This is a genomic window from Drouetiella sp. (assembly GCF_059504425.1).
The window spans coordinates 25,687-41,695 of record NZ_JCACIN010000027.1 but is presented as its reverse complement, the minus strand read 5'-3'; the positions used below and the strand labels follow the sequence as shown (position 1 = coordinate 41,695).

Sequence of the window (16,009 nt, the reverse complement as noted above, 5' to 3'; positions counted from 1 at the left end):
CTAGGTTAAGCCTTGCCCATTGCTGCGTTAAGCTTCATTAACCTCTGATTAATGAAGCCAAAAATTCAAGCCTTTTCTACTTTTGGGCATAGAAACTTCCCTTCCAGGCACAAAACAAACGGCAAATAAGCTACTAATCGGGAATACTGCCCGATCGAGTCGTGCCTATTGTTTCGATAGAATGAAAGGGAGCCTCTTTGCGAACTGTTCTCTAAATAACCTCTAAATAAGTGATTTTATTAGCGATTTCACTCATCGCTCCTACGCTCAAATCTTCGTCAATCCCTCGCCATCATCTTGATTCAAGCCGAAACTCTACAATTACTCGAATGGTCGCGCCTGTGTCGTCATCTAGCAACGTTTGCTGCTACAAAGTTGGGGGTCTTAGCCACCCAAAATCTGAGAATTCCCGATCGCGTTGAGGAAAGCCTAGAGCTATTGGCGCAAACCAAGGAAGTCTATCGTCTAGATAATGACGTACCCAACGGGCTGTCGTTTGAAGGGATTCACGACATTGGCGACTCTCTAGAAAGAGCCGGACTTCAGGGCATTTTGTCAGGAAGTGAGCTGCTAGAAATTGCCACCACATTAGCCGGAACCCGCCAGTTGCGCCGAGTAATTGACAGTCAGGAAGACTTACCTGTGCTGACGGCTCTCGTAGCTGAGCTGCGCACCTATCCTGAGCTAGAGCAAGAAATTCATCGCTGCATTGACGATCGCGGACAGGTGGAAAACCGCGCCAGCCCCAAGCTAGAGGACATTCGGAATAGCCTGCGTCAGGTGCGCGATCGGATTCAGCAAATGCTGCAAAACCTCTTGCAGCGACAGTCTCACGCCGTTCAGGAATCGCTGATTACCCAGCGCGGCGATCGATTTGTGATTCCGGTCAAAGCCACCCATAAAGACGCGATTCCGGGCGTGGTTCACGATACCTCTACTAGCGGTGCAACCCTCTATGTCGAGCCACATTCGGTTGTCAGTCATGGCAATCAGCTGCGGCAGCTGTTGCGTCAGGAGCAGGTTGAAGAAGAAACCGTGCGACGAAAGTTGACTGAGCAGGTCGCTGCCGTTAACGCTGATTTGGAGAGACTGCTGGCGATCGCCACCATTCTGGATTTGGCAACGGCTCGTGCCCGCTACTCCCTTTGGCTAGGGGCAAATCCTCCTCGATTTATTAACTTTTCTGCCAATGCTTTGAGTCAGGCGATCGACAGCGCCCAGCCCGAATCAATCACGCTGCGCCAACTTCGCCATCCTCTGCTGATCTGGCAACAGCAGCATGAGCAGGGTACGCCCGTGGTGCCGATCGATTTGGTGATTCAGCCCCACATTCGCGTGGTCGCCATCACGGGACCCAATACGGGCGGCAAAACCGTGACGCTGAAAACCTTGGCGCTGGCGGTGCTAATGGCAAAAGTGGGGCTGTTTGTTCCAGCGCGTGAACCTGTAGAGATTCCCTGGTTTGAGCAGATTTTGGCTGATATCGGCGATGAGCAGTCGCTTCAGCAGAGTCTTTCTACTTTTTCAGGGCATATTCGCCGCATTAGCCGCATTTTGGCGGCGATCGGGACAGCAGATACGGCACCAACAGCAGATACGGCACCAGAGAATGCGGCGGAAGATGAAGTTAATCTGGTATCTGACTCATCTGTGTCTCCCTCCATTGCTAATGCGTTGGTGCTTTTAGACGAAGTGGGGGCGGGTACTGATCCTTCTGAGGGCAGCGCTCTAGCAATCGCCCTCCTCCAGCATCTCGCCGATCGCGCAGCCCTGACGATCGCCACGACGCACTTTGGAGAGCTAAAAGCGCTGAAATATCAGGACGATCGGTTTGAAAATGCCTCCGTCGAGTTTAATGACGTAACGTTGTCCCCTACCTATCGGTTGCTATGGGGCATTCCCGGTCGATCAAATGCGCTGGCGATCGCACGACGGCTAGGTCTAGATGAAATGGTTGTAGAGCAGGCACAGGGCTACGTGGGTGGCTCTTCGCAAGAGGTCAATCAGGTGATTGCGGGTCTGGAGGCGCAGCGCCGTACCCAGGAGGAAAAGGCTAAAGCGGCTGAAAATCTCGTGAAACAAACGGAACGGCTCTACCGCGAGGTGTCCCGTAAGGCGGATATGCTGCGCGATCGAGAGCGGGAGCTACAGCAGCAGCAGGATCAGGCAGTCCAGCAGGCGATCGCCCAGGCAAAATCTGAAATTGCTCAGGTGATTCGGCGGCTTCAGCAGGGGGCAACGGCTCAGGATGCGCAGCAGGCGACCGAGGCGCTAAACCAGATTGCTGAGCGGATGCCGCGCCAGGAATTGCCGAAGCCGAAGCCCGGTTTTATGCCAAAGGTAGGCGATCGCGTCCGAATTCCTCGCTTGGGACAAACGGCAGAGGTGCTGACCAATCCTGGGGCTGACGGTGAGCTAACGGTGCGGTTTGGCCTGATGAAAATGACGGTAGCACTGGCAGATGTGGAGTCTTTGCAGGGTGAAAAAGTTGAAGTGCCTCCGAAGCCGAAGCCGATCGAACCGCCGCCAAAGCCCGTGGAACCGCCGCCGCTGATTCGCACCTCGCGCAACACGATCGATATCCGGGGCAGCCGCATTGCCGATGCTGAAGTGGTGTTAGAGCAGGCGATCGCCAAAGCTGATCCGGGCGGACTGTGGATCATTCATGGGCATGGCACGGGCAAACTGCGGCAGGGCGTACAGGAATTTCTCAAGCGTCATCCGCAGGTGGCAAAATATGAACTTGCCGGACAGGCTGATGGTGGCAGTGGGGTCACGATCGCTTACATTCAGTAGTGACACCGTGAGTGATGCTGTGCGTCTTCTGATATTTTGCTTAGGTTTCTGATTCATTCACTTTTGTGCCTGTGTCTCCTGATTGGGCTATGTCCTCAACCAGCCTGGGCGGCTACCGTACCAGAGCGATCGCCTCTCACTCTGGAGCTTCTGCAAAGTCGGCTCAAGTCTCCTATCCAAAATGACGGCGTGCGCACCATTGACCTCAGCCGCATGGTGATTGACTTGCGCCCAGAAGAATTTCGCGATCAGTTTTATCGCCTGCTGCAAGGGCAAATTCAGCGATCGAATGCGCCTCTGGGACTGGATTTGAGCTACTCCCTGGTGCAAGGAGAATTTAAGGTGAGTTCGCTGGGTCTACGAACGCCACTCTACGGTCAGGCTTTACCCATCTTTAGCGAAGCCCAACAGGCACAGCTCGCCCGCGATCGGCTACGGCTCTCTCAGCTTAGCCAGCTCTCGCGATCGCTATTGGTGACTCAGCCTGCTGCTCTGCAAATCACCGTTTTGCGCGCCCCCCTGACCCTGATCCAGACCCGTTTTGAAGGCTTCGTGAACTTTACGAACACTTTCTTTTTGGGGCGAGTTGAGGCTCAAGGCACCGTCTTCAGTCAGGGTAGCGACTGGACAGAAGCTCGGTTTAGTCAAACCGCCAGCTTTAGCAGCGCCATTTTTCAGCAGGACACTAAGTTTCGCAGCGTTATATTTTTCGATCGCGCCAAGTTTAATCAGGCGCAGTTTCAGGGCAGTACAAACTTCCAGAGCAGCGAATTTTACGCCAACGCCAGCTTTCATCAGGCAACTTTTCAACAGGCAGCCAATCTGACCCGTATCCAGTGTCGCGACAAAGCCGATTTTGCCCAGACGCGCTGGCAGATGGCGGTGCTGTTCGATCGCAGTAAATTTGCCCAGGCTGTATTTCTCACAGAAGCCGTATTTGAGAAGCAGGTCAGCTTTCGGCAGGTGCAGTTTAATCAGCCCGTTAACCTGCGGGGAGCCAGCATTCTTAACCAAGCAGACTTTTCTGATGCTGGATTTGCCTCTACCGCCTATCTCAACTTCTCTAACCTGCAATTTGACCCAAAGCAAGCCACAATATTAGGCAATCCAGGGCAAATTGGCAGCGTGATTTCCGTGCCTTCTCTGCAAGGCAACGAGGCGCTGCTGAGGAGGCTAGTGCAAAATTTCCGGCAGCTTCAGCAAGTTTCGGATGCCAACCGTATTGAATACACAATCGAAAAATTGCGGCTGCAACGTCTCCAGCAGCGGATTCTGGGCACAGATCTCAATACCGCTACCCGTAGCCAACTTCAGCAGGTTGGGTTTTCTGTGGCGCAAGCTGAGGCGATCGCTCAAGCCCGCACTCAGCAGTTTTTCCGCAGCACCAATGACATTATGCGTGTCGAGGGCATCGACCTAGCAGCCTATGTGAAGGTGCGCGATCGCATTGTCACCCGCGAACCGCTTTCAGGCGGATGGCTATTGGATGCCGCTCACTGGCTAGGATTGAATCTACTGCTGCTCCTCACCCACTACGGCACAAACTTCTGGCTCGTCTTTGGCACAGGATTGGTGGCGATCGCCCATTTCGGCATTGTGTTTTGGGGAGTCGATCGCTTTCGTCGTCTTTATCCTAAGCCTGTGGTACCTACGGCGATCGAGACTCTTTGGGCAGCAGGAGGCTTTAGCCTAATCTCGCTGGTGGGACTCATTGCCATCTTTCGGAGCGGTGAACATCCCGGCTTTACTCTGGCTTGTCTGGAGCTGGTGATCACTCCCATTCCCATTGTTCTGACTGGGCTAATCTACGGACGCGGGCGCTTCCATGACCTGATGACGGTCAGCTACTTTGTTGAAGATGCAAGCCTGCGTCAGTTGCGCTTCATGATTGGCAGATTGCCCAATATTCCGGCCTATCCTCAGTTTCGTGAGCGTTATTCTGCGATCGTCTGGGATCGGCGCTGGAGCTGGCTTAACTATTTTGACTTCAGCCTCAATAACTTGTTTCGGTTAGGCTTCAACGATATCCGTCTACGCGATCAGCATATTCCTGGATTGATCACCGCTTTGGTTTGGTATCAGTGGACGATCGGTCTACTCTACTTTGCGCTCTTGCTCTGGACGCTGTCTCGCACGATTCCAGGGCTAAACTTGCTAATTTACTTCAAATAGCGGGATGTGCAACTTGACCTTTAGAACCCTTGGTTTACCATGAGCAGGTATCTTTCCCGCCCGATCTGGACGGTTGAAACGCCCGCCCCACAAGGGTATCGTCCAAAACACTCATTCAAAATTTGAGAATTAAATTTACGATCGCTTTACAATGATCCTAATGTGGATATCAAAGAACTTGAAGAGCAGCCCCAGAACCTGCTGACTCAAATGAGAGAGCTAAACGAGATAGAGAAGGTCAATAAGTGCTTAACTTTAACTCGCCAATCGGGAATGACAATTTAGGTAATTAAAAGCACAGGATTTTCTCAAAGGCAACCAAGTATCGATGGTAAAAATTGCATTGCTAATTGGGGTTAGCGAATATGAACCAGGGTTAGACACACTGCCGTCAGCAATTAACGACGTGACAGCAATGCAGCAAGTATTGGTAAACCCAGAAATGGGCGATTTTGCTGATGTGGCTGTAACTGTGCTGCAAAATCCTTCTCGGCAAGCCATGGAAGATGCCATCTATACCCTGTTCGTCAATCGTCAAAAAGATGATCTGGTATTGCTCTATTTCTCTGGTCATGGCGTAGTGGATGATAGTGGCGAGTTTTACTTCACTAGCCGCTTTACCCGTAGAGAGCAGGGACGGTTGGTTCCCACGACTGCCGTTGCCGCTCGATCGGTGCGGGATTGGATGGAGCAAAGTCGCTCTCAGCATAAGGTAATCATTCTTGACAGTTGTTTCAGCGGTGCGTTTGCTAAAGGCGTGAAAGCAAAAGATAGTGGCAGCGTCAATCCAGAGCAATTTTTGGGCGGCAAAGGCACAGCCATTCTTACTGCTTCTACCTCAACTCAATATGCCTTAACTCAGGAAGGCTTTGAACTGTCAGTTTACACGCACTATTTAGTAGAAGGCATTCGGACTGGCGGAGCCGATCAAGACGATGACGGGTTTATTGCAGTAGAAGAACTCCATACTTATGCCAGCAGCAAGGTGAAAGAAGCTGCTCCAGCGATGACTCCAGAATTCTATCCAGTGAAGGAAGGCTACAAGATTCTGCTGGCAAAATCTCCGAAGGATGACCCGCAGCTAAAATATCGCAAACAGGTTGAGCAACGAGCCTATCAAGGAAGGTTTTCGATTCCCGCACGTCGTCTGCTCAACTCGTTTCGGCTCCAGTTGGGTTTGACAGCAGAGGCTGCTGAGGCAATCGAAGTCGAAGTGTTGCAACCCTATCGGGAATATCAGCGTAAGCTACAGGAATATGAACAGACGCTGATTGAAGCATTACAAGCAGAAACCCCTTTGAGTCAGCGCACTCTCAATGATCTAAAGGATTACCAGCAACACTTGGCACTGGAAGACGCAGACATTCAACCAATTCACGAACAAGTGACTGGTTCATCTTTAGTACAGCCAATTGTGACTCCAGAAACCTATAGCCCAATCCAACCATCGGCTTCGGAAAAGCCATCTTCGAATCAGCAAGCCGGTAAGGTTAAATTAATTACTTTTGAGCGCTTTACAGAGAAAGGTATTAAGGTGATTGCGTTAGCGCAAGAAGAAGCACGCCGCTTAGGACATAATTACGTGGGTCCTGAGCAGATTCTCTTAGGTCTTATAGGAGAGGGCACAGGTGTTGCTGCAAAAGTACTTAAATCAGAAAGTGTCACTCTCAAAAATGCTCGTATTGTGGTTGAGAAGATTATTGGGCGAGGTTCTGGTTTTGTCGCAGTGGAAATTCCATTTACACCGAGAGCAAAAAAAATATTGGAGCTATCTGTGGCAGAAGCTCGCCAGCTTGGGCGCAACTATATTGGCACTGAGCATTTACTCTTAGGGATTCTAGAGGAAGATGAGGGAGTTGCAGCACGAGCTTTAGAGAACTTAGGAGTTGATAGAGAGCGATTGAGGAACAAAGTGCTACAGCAAATTAGTTAGGGTTAAAGAATCCGGTTTGTGAGTCCACGCGATCGCACTTGCAACTCTCACAGAAACAACCGTGATACAACAAGGAATAATTGTAGATTTTAGATTCAAGGCTGATGACAGCTTCGGGGTTGTCTATGAAAACACCAGAAACACTGAAAATTGAAGCTATTCTTCATGAGCAGCGCGATCGCGTTCTAGAACTTGCTTGGAAACATGGTGCAAGAAACGTGCGGATCTTCGGCTCCGTTGTTCGGGGAGAAGCCCAGCCCAACAGTGATATTGATTTATTGGTAGATTTAGGTGAACCATTAAGTCCTTGGTTTCCAGTCGGTCTCATTCACGAGTTAGAAGCATTACTAGAGCATAAAGTGGATGTAGTGACCGAAAAATCTTTGCACTATTTCATCCGTGATCGCATTCTAAATGAAGCGCGATCGCTATGAAAGATAACCATGTTTATCTAATCCATATCAGAGACTCTATTCATCGCATCGAAACTTACACAGTTGAAGGGAAAACAGCCTTTTTTGCCGATCTAAAAACTCAGGATGCAGTGATCCGAAATCTGCAAACGCTGTGTGAGTCAACCCAACGACTGCCAGATAATTGGAAAGCACTGTGTCCCAACATTGACTGGAGAACAATCGGCGATTTTCGCAATATCCTAGCCCACCAATATTTAGACATCGACCTTGATATCGTCTGGAATGTAGTAGAAAACTATCTGCCAGATTTAAATCAGGCAGTAGAAGCAATTTCCCAGCAGGTTTAGACTGCTTGATAGAAGCAAGATCTTAATTTGCGATTGCACCAGAGCCAATCATGGAGGGGAGATTAGGCTGGTGGTCAAACATACCCGACTAAAAAAGTCGGGTATGTTTGACCCTGTTTTGTGACTCATGCTACTATCCTTCATATCAAGGCGTAATTCATTAGCTTGAATCAAGACATGCTTGAATCAAGAGCTGCTGAATCAGTGCCATCAGTTCTGTCAAGCGTGCGTTAAATAAAGGATTAAGTTCAAATGACTCAGGCGATCGAAACCACCCGTTCTGCTGCTGCCACCTTCACTGGACTCAAGTGCAAAGAATGTGGAACCGAGTATGAAGCTAAGGCAATTCACGTTTGCGAAGAGTGTTTTGGCCCGCTAGAAGTGGCTTATGACTATGCTCAGCTCCGCCGCACCGTTACCCGCGAGAGCATTCAAGCTGGGCCTAACTCCATTTGGCGCTATCGGTCTTTCTTGCCCGTCGAGTCTGAGCATCCGATCGATGTGGGCACAGGTATGACTCCTCTGCTGCAAGCCAATCGCCTCGCTCGTCGCCTGGGCATCAAGCGCCTGTTCATCAAAAACGACGCGGTCAATATGCCGACCCTCAGCTTCAAGGATCGGGTGGTGTCCGTAGCCCTGACTCGCGCCCGTGAGCTAGGTTTCACAACGGTTTCTTGCGCTAGCACCGGAAATTTAGCCAACTCGACAGCGGCGATCGCTGCCCATGCCGGACTGGAATGCTATGTGTTCATTCCTTCTGATCTAGAAGCCGGAAAGGTGATGGGAACGCTGATCTACAGCCCCACGGTGATGGCGGTTCACGGCAACTATGATCAGGTCAACCGCCTCTGCTCTGAAGTTGCAAATACCCATGGCTGGGGCTTCGTCAATATCAATCTCCGCCCCTATTATTCTGAAGGTTCCAAGACTTTGGGCTATGAAGTTGCTGAGCAGTTGGGCTGGCAGTTGCCCGATCACATCGTGGCTCCGTTGGCATCCGGCTCTTTATTCACCAAGATTTACAAGGGCTTCCAGGAATTCGTCAAAGTGGGTCTAGTGGACGACAAGCCCGTGCGCTTCAGCGGTGCCCAGGCCGAAGGCTGTTCGCCGATCGCCCAAGCATTTGCAGAAGGTCGAGACTTCATCACGCCTGTCAAACCCAGCACGATCGCTAAATCGATTGCGATCGGTAACCCTGCGGACGGCGTGTACGCCCTGGAGCTTGCCCGCAAGACCAACGGCAACATTGAGTCAGTTACCGATCAGGAGATCATTGACGGCATCAAGCTGTTGGCCGAAACCGAAGGCATCTTTACCGAAACAGCGGGTGGAACGACGATCGCTGTCCTCAAAAAGCTGGTAGAAGCAGGTAAAATCAACCCTGACGAAACTACGGTGGCCTATATCACGGGCAACGGACTGAAAACCCAAGAGGCAGTCCAGGGCTACGTGGGCGAACCCTTCACCATCGAACCCAAGCTGGACAGCTTTGAGCGGGCGCTAGAAAGATCCCGGACGCTCGATCGCCTGGAATGGCAGCAGGTTTCAGTCTAGATCGGCTCTGTTCGGTTTACTTTTAGAGTTGGCGATCGCCAACTGATCCCTTTACCTTTCTTTTTGCCTATCTTTCTCCTATGGCTGTCAAAGTTCTCATTCCAACTCCTCTGCAAAAATTTACCCGCGATCAGGCGGCGATCGAGTGTAACGGCGGCAATATTTCAGAATTGCTGGATTCCCTCGAACAGGGATTTCCAGGCATCAAAGCCCGACTCTGTGACGATCAGGGCGAACTGCGCCGCTTTATCAATTTCTACGTCAACAGCGAAGATATTCGGTTCCTAGAGGGCAAAAATACGGCGCTGAATGAAGGTGATGAAGTGAGCATTGTGCCTGCTGTTGCCGGAGGCTGAGCCGTTCTCTTGTGTGGATCGTGGCGTAACTCCGCCGCGCCACGATTCACGCTTGGGCGCGGTTAGCCGCTACCATAAGGTTGTGTCAAAATCCCATACACCGCAAGTAGGCTAAGCGATGTCAGACGAAACTACGCCCCAAACTCCTGCAACCGAGCCTGAAGAAAAGCCTGCCAAGGCTCCTGAAGCCCAAGCTGAAGGCGCTGAGAAATCTGCGAGAGCGCCCAAGGCATCCGATGGCGAGGGCGCACCTGCTAAACCGCCCAAGAAGGAGAAAGCTCCGGCCTTAGAAGACAAACCCTTTGCGGAATTTATTCAGCAAGACTATCTGCCTGGACTGAAGCTAATGCTATCCAAGTTAGGCATTCAAGACTTGGAGCTTAAATTCGAGAAGCAAAAGCTGCCGATCGCTGGAATGGATGAACCCTACTGGCAAACGATCGGTCGTTGGCAAGACGGTAAACGCCAGTTTCATATCATCTTTTCCAAAGAAGACATTCAGGCTCCAAAGTTTTTCTGCTATGCCGATAACGGCGCTCAGCCTAGCGTGCTGGAGTCGTTTATGATTGACGAGCGTAAGACAAGTCTCGATTTGCTGATGCTAAACACGGCGCAGCGGTTAAACGGTCAGAAGTGGCTGGTCAGGAATTAGCGATCGCTTCAATAATTTAACAGTGTGGTAAAGAGGGGTGCAGCAAAGCTGTATCCCTCTTTTTGATAGCAGATTGATAGAGGACATTTGACAGCTAGAGCAACTATATGAGCAAGCGGAAACTGCGATGGGTAAAAATTGGGCGATTGTAATTGGTGTTAACAATTATGAGTCTTTGCCTCGTTTGAAATATGCCAAACGAGACGCAGAACTCATGCGCGACTTTCTCATCAAGCAGGCAAAGTTCGATCGCGTCTACCTATTTTCAGATGATTCTCCAGATTACGAAGGCAACTCCACTAAGCCCACCCTGGTCAATTTACGGCGGGTGTTGCGGCAGCTATTCAACCAGCCCTGCTTGAGCCAAGGCGACAACTTTTGGTTCTTTTTTAGCGGACATGGTACGCGCTATCAAGATCAGGATTACCTGATGCCAATTGATGCTGATCCAGGTGATATTGGGCACACAGGAATTGCCACGCAGTACATTAGCGATCGCCTCAGCCGTTGTGGTGCCGATAATGTTGTGTTGGTTTTGGATGCCTGCCGCAATCAGGGAGGCAAAGCCTTACCCAGTATGGGCAGCTCTACCGCGCTGCTGGCTGGGCAAAAGGGCATTATTAGCCTGTTTTCATGCAGCCCTGGACAGCTATCCTACGAGGTAGATGCCCTGAAGCAAGGCGTGTTTACCCATGTCTTGCTCCAAGCTTTGGGAAATGTAGGTCGCTGTGCCACGGTTGAGCAATTGAATCAGTACATGAAAAGCCATGTGCCTAAGCTGCTGTATCACCATCACAAACATAGCGGTCAAACTTCCTATACGCGCGTTGAGCCAATCGAGCGAGCGCATTTAATTTTGATGCCGCAATATGCAAAACCCGACGATATTGAAGCGCTGAACCAGTCAGCCCTGCGTAGCGATGACTCGGCGTTAGCAGAGCAATTGCAGTCACGGGCGATCGCTGCTGCTGCGATCCTGAATCAAGCTCCATCTGCAAAGTCATTCTCGCGCCGCCGATTGATCAGACTTATGGGTTTTGCCGCGTCAGGCATAGGTCTGGGAACGGTAACTGCGGTATTCAATCGCCCTAGCCCGTCCTCCACTCCGAACGACACCCCCTCTGGTGGTGCGACTCCTCAGCCCGATCGCTCATCGGCGGCATCTGCGACCTTTTCACCCTTTAGCTTTAAGGTTGTTACAGTCGATGCTCAAGGTCAAATTAGCGAACCGCAGCAGCAGCAAGCCCAACACTTTGTCCAAGACTTGGGTGGCGTTGCCTTAGAAATGGTGGTGATTCCAGGCGGCAAATTTGAGATGGGCTCGACCGCATCGGCAGCGACAAGTCCCGTTCACGCTGTCGAGGTGCCCACCTTTGCGATGGGCAAGTATGCCGTGACTCAGGCTCAGTGGCAGGCGATCGCCCGTCTCAACGCTGTTGGGCGAACCCTTGAAGAAAATCCCTCTAAGTTCAAAGGCGGCAACCGACCTGTAGAGCAAATTTCATGGCTAGAGGCAGATGAATTCTGTAAGAGGTTGTCTCATTACATTGGGCAAAACAGTAGGCGAACCTATCGTTTGCCCAGTGAAGCTGAATGGGAATATGCCTGTCGCGCAGGAACCATCACCTCATTTCACTTTGGCGAAACTTTAACCCCTCAGTTAGCAAATTATGGCATGAATCGCCTGGAAACTACTCCAGTCGGATCTTTTGGCGTTGCTAATGCCTTTGGACTTTACGATATGCATGGCAACGTTTGGGAATATTGTGCCGATTACTGGTTCGATAACTACAGTAATGCTCTCTCAAATGGTGACGCTCGATTAGATAAACCTGATCCCAGGCGTATTATCCGGGGTGGTTCCTGGCTTAATAATATGAATCGCTGCCAATCTACTTATCGAGATAGCTATGGTGAAAATCTAAAGGATTGGTCTTTCAACTTATGGGGTGGCTCAACGGTTGGGATACGAGTTGTTTGTGCATTGGGCTAAAGAGACACAAAAAAGCGATCGCCTCTCAATGAGAAGCGATCGCCCTTTAGCTAATCTTCTTTAACTAAAACAGACTAGCCAGTTCGAGCTTAGTAATCGTAATCGCCACCGCCCATGCCAGCGCCGCCGCCAGCGGGAGCGCCATCCTTGGGTTCGGGCTTGTCAACCACGATGCACTCGGTGGTCAGCACCATTCCGGCGATCGAAGCTGCGTTTTGCAGTGCCGAACGGGTGACTTTAGCTGGGTCAACGATACCTGCTTCAAACATGTCAACGAACTCATCGGTGGCTGCGTTGTAGCCGACGTTGAAGTCCTTTTCCTTGACACGCTCGGCAATCACTGCACCGTTCTGACCTGCGTTTTCAGCAATCCGCTTCAGGGGAGCCGAAAGGGCACGGGCTACGATCAGAGCACCGATTAGCTCCTCATTGCTGAGGGTATCTTTTGCCCATGTCTCTAGGTTAGGAGACAAGTGAGCCAGAGTAGTACCACCACCGGGAACGATGCCTTCTTCAACAGCAGCCTTGGTGGCGTTGATGGCATCTTCTAGGCGCAGCTTGCGATCCTTCATCTCGGTTTCGGTAGCAGCACCGACCTTGACGACAGCAACACCACCAGAAAGCTTAGCCAAACGCTCTTGCAGCTTTTCCTTGTCGTAGGAAGACTCGGTTTCATCCATCTGACGGCGGATCTGCTCACAGCGGGCTTTAACAGCTGCTTCGTTGCCTTCAGCGACGATCGTTGTGGTGTCTTTGGTAATGGTGAGGCGACGGGCGCGACCCAGCATTTCCAGCTTGACGTTGTCTAGCTTCAGACCTGCATCTTCGGTGATCACCTGACCGCCTGTGAGAACGGCAATGTCTTCCAGCATAGCTTTACGACGATCGCCAAAGCCAGGAGCCTTGACAGCCGCTACGTTCAGCACACCACGCAGACGGTTGACCACCAGAGTTGCCAGAGCCTCTTTCTCAATGTCTTCTGCCAAAATCAGCAGGGGACGACCGGAACGAGCTACCTGCTCTAGTACGGGTACGAGATCCTGTACCAGGGTGATTTTCTTGTCGGTGAGCAGGATGTAAGGCTCATCTAGGATGGCTTCCATCCGCTCGGTGTCGGTAGCGAAGTAGGGTGAGATATAGCCTTTGTCAAAGCGCATCCCTTCCGTGACTTCCAGTTCAGTCACCATGGACTTACCTTCTTCGAGAGAGATGACACCCTCACGACCGACTTTCTCCATGGCTTCGGCAATCATGGCGCCGACTTCTTCGTCGTTGCCCGCAGAGATAGAGCCAACCTGCGCGATCGCCTTAGAATCTTCGACAGGACGAGCGTGCTTGGCGATTTCATCCACCAGGAAAGCCGTAGCTTTGTCTACGCCGCGCTTCAGGGAAATCGCGTTCGCACCTGCCGCTACGTTACGCAGACCTTCTTTGACGATCGCGTGAGCCAGCACCGTTGCAGTGGTGGTGCCATCTCCGGCTGCGTCATTGGTTTTGGAGGCAGCCTGACGGATCAGCGCTACGCCTGTGTTTTCGATGTGATCTTCTAACTCAATTTCTTTGGCGATCGTGACGCCATCGTTCACGATTTGAGGTGCGCCAAACTTCTTCTCAAGGACAACGTTGCGACCCTTTGGTCCTAAGGTGACTGCAACGGCTTCTGCCAAAATATCGATGCCTCTTTCCAGAGCACGACGAGCATTTTCGTTATAGATGATGCGCTTAGCCATAGGTTTTGGTGTTTGTTGATGGGTGGTTTTGAGTCTTTAGTAAACGAGTCAAACAATTTGGGCTTTAGATTTGGGACTTCAGCAATCAATCCAAAATCTAAAATCCAAAATTAATCAACGATCGCCAAAATATCTTTCTCAGACAGCAGGACATATTCGTCGGTGCCTAGCTTGATGTCGGTGCCGGCGTACTTGGAGTAAAGAACCTTGTCGCCAACTTTGACTTCTACTTCTTGACGGGTGCCGTCATCGCTACGCTTGCCGGGGCCGACAGCCGCGATTTCGCCGACTTGAGGCTTTTCTTTTGCTGTTTCAGGTAGGAAGATGCCGCCCGCAGTTTTTTCTTCGGACGCAGTAACCTTGATGAAGACGCGATCGCCCAAGGGCTTGACGGTAGAAACGCTTAAAGATAGTGCTGCCATAAATATTTTCTCCAGAACAGTTAAATTAGGTTGAGACAGGTTGTCAGCATAAATTCAGCCCCTCATCGGAACCTGCACAGTATGCTTCGATCCTTTGAAATCTGTGGGTTAGAGCTTTACTTTAGCACTCTCAACCTCTGAGTGCTAATTTAGCGGACTAAGGGGGGTGATTGCAACTCTCTCTCTGACTTTAGGAGTACGGGTTTCCGAACTTCGAGATTTAGCTGGGTCTTAAAAAAGGGAATGTTCCTTGTTGATTCAACGCTTCAATGTTGTGAATAATCCAATTGAGGCAGTTCCTTTTCTAGACTCAGGCATTTGAATGTAGAGGTGCAGCATTTGAAGTTTAAAGGGCGATCGTTCCTGTTCCAAACTGCAGCATTTGAGTTTTGAGGGCGATCGTTCGGGTTCAGAAGGCGATCGTTCCTGCTCAGAGGTGCAGCGTTTGAGTTCAGAGGGCGATCGTAGAGGAAGCCTGAGAAGAGGCGATCGAGCGCAGCAGAATGAAAGGTGAGGCAATACCCTAAGATTCCTAATCTAGCTGATTCAAGTTATGTTTTTTGATCAACTCTTGGTTTACAGGCAGGTTTACCCAAGTTTCTAAGGCATCCTGCAAAACATCAGAAATTGACCAATCTCGATCGCCATTTTTGATTGCAGCTAAGGCACGAACTAATCGATCTAGATCTTGGGTAACATATCCCCGAAATTCCTTTTTCTTAGCCACTGTCAAGCCTCTAGGCAATTATTCAAAGGCTAAATCATCTCATAGGCTTAGCGCTGTTTTTAATTTGCGCAGGTATGCGTATTTGCGCAACGGCGCATTCAGTGTATGATTAATTTCAAACCAAAATACCCAGAAGCCTTATGGAATCTGGGCTATATCCTTCATGGAGTTTCAATCATGATTACCCTTTCTGCCGACGAAGTTGCTCTCCTGCGATCGATCCTCACCGCTCTCAGATCCATCAAAGTCCGAGACATCGACAAAGCTCTCGTCATTCTTAGCAAGCTCGATCGCAACCCCTAGGAGACTCATGCAATGCTAGTTTTTGGCGCAAGAGCTTGTCCGAGAGCTACGCAGCCGAGCCTAAACGTTCTCATCTAGGCTTGATGCGGCGATCGGCATTAGGCCTAGTACGCTATTCCTCATAAATATCTCGACGATGACCGACCTTCACTACCCTGACGATCAAGAATGTATCTTCAATGCTGTAAACAATGCGGTAATCACCCGATCGCACACGGTACTGGTTTTGTCGTCCTTTAAGCTTCTTGCAGCCTGATGGTCTAGGCTGTTGAGACAAGCTTTCGATGAGGCTAATCAGATTGCTTTGAATTGCTGGCGTAAGTTTTTTAAGTTGCCGTTGTGCTGAGGGCTTAATGACAACTTGGTAGTTCATCCCAGACCTAGCTCCTGCTTTAAGCTTGCTAGAGATATTTCTCCTGGCTCCTGCAAAGCAGCATCGGCATCAAAACCGTCTATTTCATCTTCTAGTGCTTCCAGGGTCAACGCTAAATCCACTTTGTATTTGAATTGCAAGTATTGAGCAAAGTGATAAAGCTCATCTAAAGCTGCCCTAGGCAATGGGGGTACTTCCAAGGCAATAGGCTCAGTCAGTGGCAGAGTAGTCATAG

At 50.4% G+C, this 16,009-nt stretch carries 15 protein-coding genes and 2 pseudogenes; 11 read left to right on the top strand and 6 right to left on the bottom strand.

The features are described 5' to 3' along the window. The first annotated feature begins 297 nt into the window (after positions 1–297). From AC5JMP_RS07430 to AC5JMP_RS07385, 10 genes and pseudogenes are all read left to right on the top strand, one after another. A complete protein-coding gene (locus tag AC5JMP_RS07430; protein WP_495850810.1) occupies positions 298–2,796 on the top strand; it encodes an endonuclease MutS2 in 2,499 nt (832 codons plus the stop codon). Between the two features lie 63 nt (positions 2,797–2,859). Continuing rightward, positions 2,860–4,968, top strand: coding sequence for a pentapeptide repeat-containing protein (locus AC5JMP_RS07425; protein WP_495850809.1), 2,109 nt, complete (start codon positions 2,860–2,862; stop codon positions 4,966–4,968). 328 nt (positions 4,969–5,296) lie between these two features. After that, a pseudogene (locus AC5JMP_RS07420) lies at positions 5,297–5,971 on the top strand (caspase family protein); the annotation flags it as partial. A gap of 495 nt (positions 5,972–6,466) precedes the next feature. Continuing rightward, positions 6,467–6,895: pseudogene (locus AC5JMP_RS07415) on the top strand (Clp protease N-terminal domain-containing protein); the annotation flags it as partial. A gap of 131 nt (positions 6,896–7,026) precedes the next feature. Further along, positions 7,027–7,335 (top strand): nucleotidyltransferase family protein, encoded by a 309-nt coding sequence (locus AC5JMP_RS07410; RefSeq protein WP_495850808.1) that lies wholly within the window; start codon positions 7,027–7,029, stop codon positions 7,333–7,335. Further along, positions 7,332–7,664, top strand: a complete 333-nt coding sequence (locus AC5JMP_RS07405; protein ID WP_495850807.1) for a HepT-like ribonuclease domain-containing protein — start codon at positions 7,332–7,334, stop codon at positions 7,662–7,664. The genes AC5JMP_RS07410 and AC5JMP_RS07405 overlap by 4 nt, the downstream gene beginning before the upstream one ends. A gap of 252 nt (positions 7,665–7,916) precedes the next feature. Further along, the gene (gene thrC, locus AC5JMP_RS07400; protein ID WP_495850806.1) at positions 7,917–9,218 is read left to right on the top strand and encodes a threonine synthase; all 1,302 of its coding nucleotides are present in this window, start codon (positions 7,917–7,919) and stop codon (positions 9,216–9,218) included. Between the two features lie 80 nt (positions 9,219–9,298). After that, positions 9,299–9,574: a MoaD/ThiS family protein gene (locus AC5JMP_RS07395; RefSeq protein WP_495850805.1), complete on the top strand. Its 276-nt coding sequence runs from the start codon at positions 9,299–9,301 to the stop codon at positions 9,572–9,574. A 118-nt stretch (positions 9,575–9,692) separates the two neighbouring features. Beyond that, a complete protein-coding gene (locus AC5JMP_RS07390) occupies positions 9,693–10,226 on the top strand; it encodes a DUF2996 domain-containing protein (RefSeq protein ID WP_495850804.1) in 534 nt (177 codons plus the stop codon). Positions 10,227–10,353: 127 nt separating this feature from the next. Then, the gene (locus tag AC5JMP_RS07385; RefSeq protein WP_495850803.1) at positions 10,354–12,219 is read left to right on the top strand and encodes an SUMF1/EgtB/PvdO family nonheme iron enzyme; all 1,866 of its coding nucleotides are present in this window, start codon (positions 10,354–10,356) and stop codon (positions 12,217–12,219) included. 89 nt (positions 12,220–12,308) lie between these two features. On the opposite strand, the gene groL is transcribed toward AC5JMP_RS07385, so the two are convergent. From groL to AC5JMP_RS07365, 4 genes are all read right to left on the bottom strand, one after another. Continuing rightward, the gene (groL, locus tag AC5JMP_RS07380) at positions 12,309–13,949 is read right to left on the bottom strand and encodes a chaperonin GroEL (protein ID WP_495850802.1); all 1,641 of its coding nucleotides are present in this window, start codon (positions 13,947–13,949) and stop codon (positions 12,309–12,311) included. Positions 13,950–14,059: 110 nt separating this feature from the next. Beyond that, positions 14,060–14,371 (bottom strand): co-chaperone GroES, encoded by a 312-nt coding sequence (gene groES / locus AC5JMP_RS07375; protein ID WP_495850801.1) that lies wholly within the window; start codon positions 14,369–14,371, stop codon positions 14,060–14,062. Positions 14,372–14,629: 258 nt separating this feature from the next. Then, the gene (locus tag AC5JMP_RS07370) at positions 14,630–14,890 is read right to left on the bottom strand and encodes a hypothetical protein (RefSeq protein ID WP_495850800.1); all 261 of its coding nucleotides are present in this window, start codon (positions 14,888–14,890) and stop codon (positions 14,630–14,632) included. A 13-nt stretch (positions 14,891–14,903) separates the two neighbouring features. Next, entirely contained in the window at positions 14,904–15,098 is a 195-nt protein-coding gene (locus AC5JMP_RS07365; protein WP_495850799.1) for a hypothetical protein, read from the bottom strand. 177 nt (positions 15,099–15,275) lie between these two features. Between AC5JMP_RS07365 and AC5JMP_RS07360 the strand changes: the two genes are divergently transcribed. After that, the gene (locus AC5JMP_RS07360; RefSeq protein WP_495850798.1) at positions 15,276–15,401 is read left to right on the top strand and encodes a hypothetical protein; all 126 of its coding nucleotides are present in this window, start codon (positions 15,276–15,278) and stop codon (positions 15,399–15,401) included. 112 nt (positions 15,402–15,513) lie between these two features. Here AC5JMP_RS07360 and AC5JMP_RS07355 read toward each other — a convergent pair whose 3' ends face one another. Both AC5JMP_RS07355 and AC5JMP_RS07350 read right to left on the bottom strand, forming a co-directional pair. Beyond that, positions 15,514–15,774, bottom strand: coding sequence for a type II toxin-antitoxin system RelE family toxin (locus tag AC5JMP_RS07355; protein ID WP_495850797.1), 261 nt, complete (start codon positions 15,772–15,774; stop codon positions 15,514–15,516). Continuing rightward, positions 15,771–16,007 carry a hypothetical protein gene (locus AC5JMP_RS07350; RefSeq protein WP_495850796.1) on the bottom strand — a complete coding sequence of 79 codons (237 nt, stop codon included), beginning with the start codon at positions 16,005–16,007 and terminating at the stop codon, positions 15,771–15,773. The genes AC5JMP_RS07355 and AC5JMP_RS07350 overlap by 4 nt, the downstream gene beginning before the upstream one ends. Positions 16,008–16,009 lie beyond the last annotated feature (2 nt).

Coding starts and splice junctions, on each gene's coding strand:
- AC5JMP_RS07390 (WP_495850804.1), top strand. CDS start 9,693: ATGTCAGACGAAACTACGCCCCAAACTCCTGCAACCGAGCCTGAAGAA.
- AC5JMP_RS07405 (WP_495850807.1), top strand. CDS start 7,332: ATGAAAGATAACCATGTTTATCTAATCCATATCAGAGACTCTATTCAT.
- AC5JMP_RS07360 (WP_495850798.1), top strand. CDS start 15,276: ATGATTACCCTTTCTGCCGACGAAGTTGCTCTCCTGCGATCGATCCTC.
- AC5JMP_RS07385 (WP_495850803.1), top strand. CDS start 10,354: ATGGGTAAAAATTGGGCGATTGTAATTGGTGTTAACAATTATGAGTCT.
- thrC (WP_495850806.1), top strand. CDS start 7,917: ATGACTCAGGCGATCGAAACCACCCGTTCTGCTGCTGCCACCTTCACT.
- groL (WP_495850802.1), bottom strand. CDS start 13,949: ATGGCTAAGCGCATCATCTATAACGAAAATGCTCGTCGTGCTCTGGAA.
- AC5JMP_RS07355 (WP_495850797.1), bottom strand. CDS start 15,774: ATGAACTACCAAGTTGTCATTAAGCCCTCAGCACAACGGCAACTTAAA.
- AC5JMP_RS07350 (WP_495850796.1), bottom strand. CDS start 16,007: ATGACTACTCTGCCACTGACTGAGCCTATTGCCTTGGAAGTACCCCCA.
- groES (WP_495850801.1), bottom strand. CDS start 14,371: ATGGCAGCACTATCTTTAAGCGTTTCTACCGTCAAGCCCTTGGGCGAT.
- AC5JMP_RS07395 (WP_495850805.1), top strand. CDS start 9,299: ATGGCTGTCAAAGTTCTCATTCCAACTCCTCTGCAAAAATTTACCCGC.
- AC5JMP_RS07410 (WP_495850808.1), top strand. CDS start 7,027: ATGAAAACACCAGAAACACTGAAAATTGAAGCTATTCTTCATGAGCAG.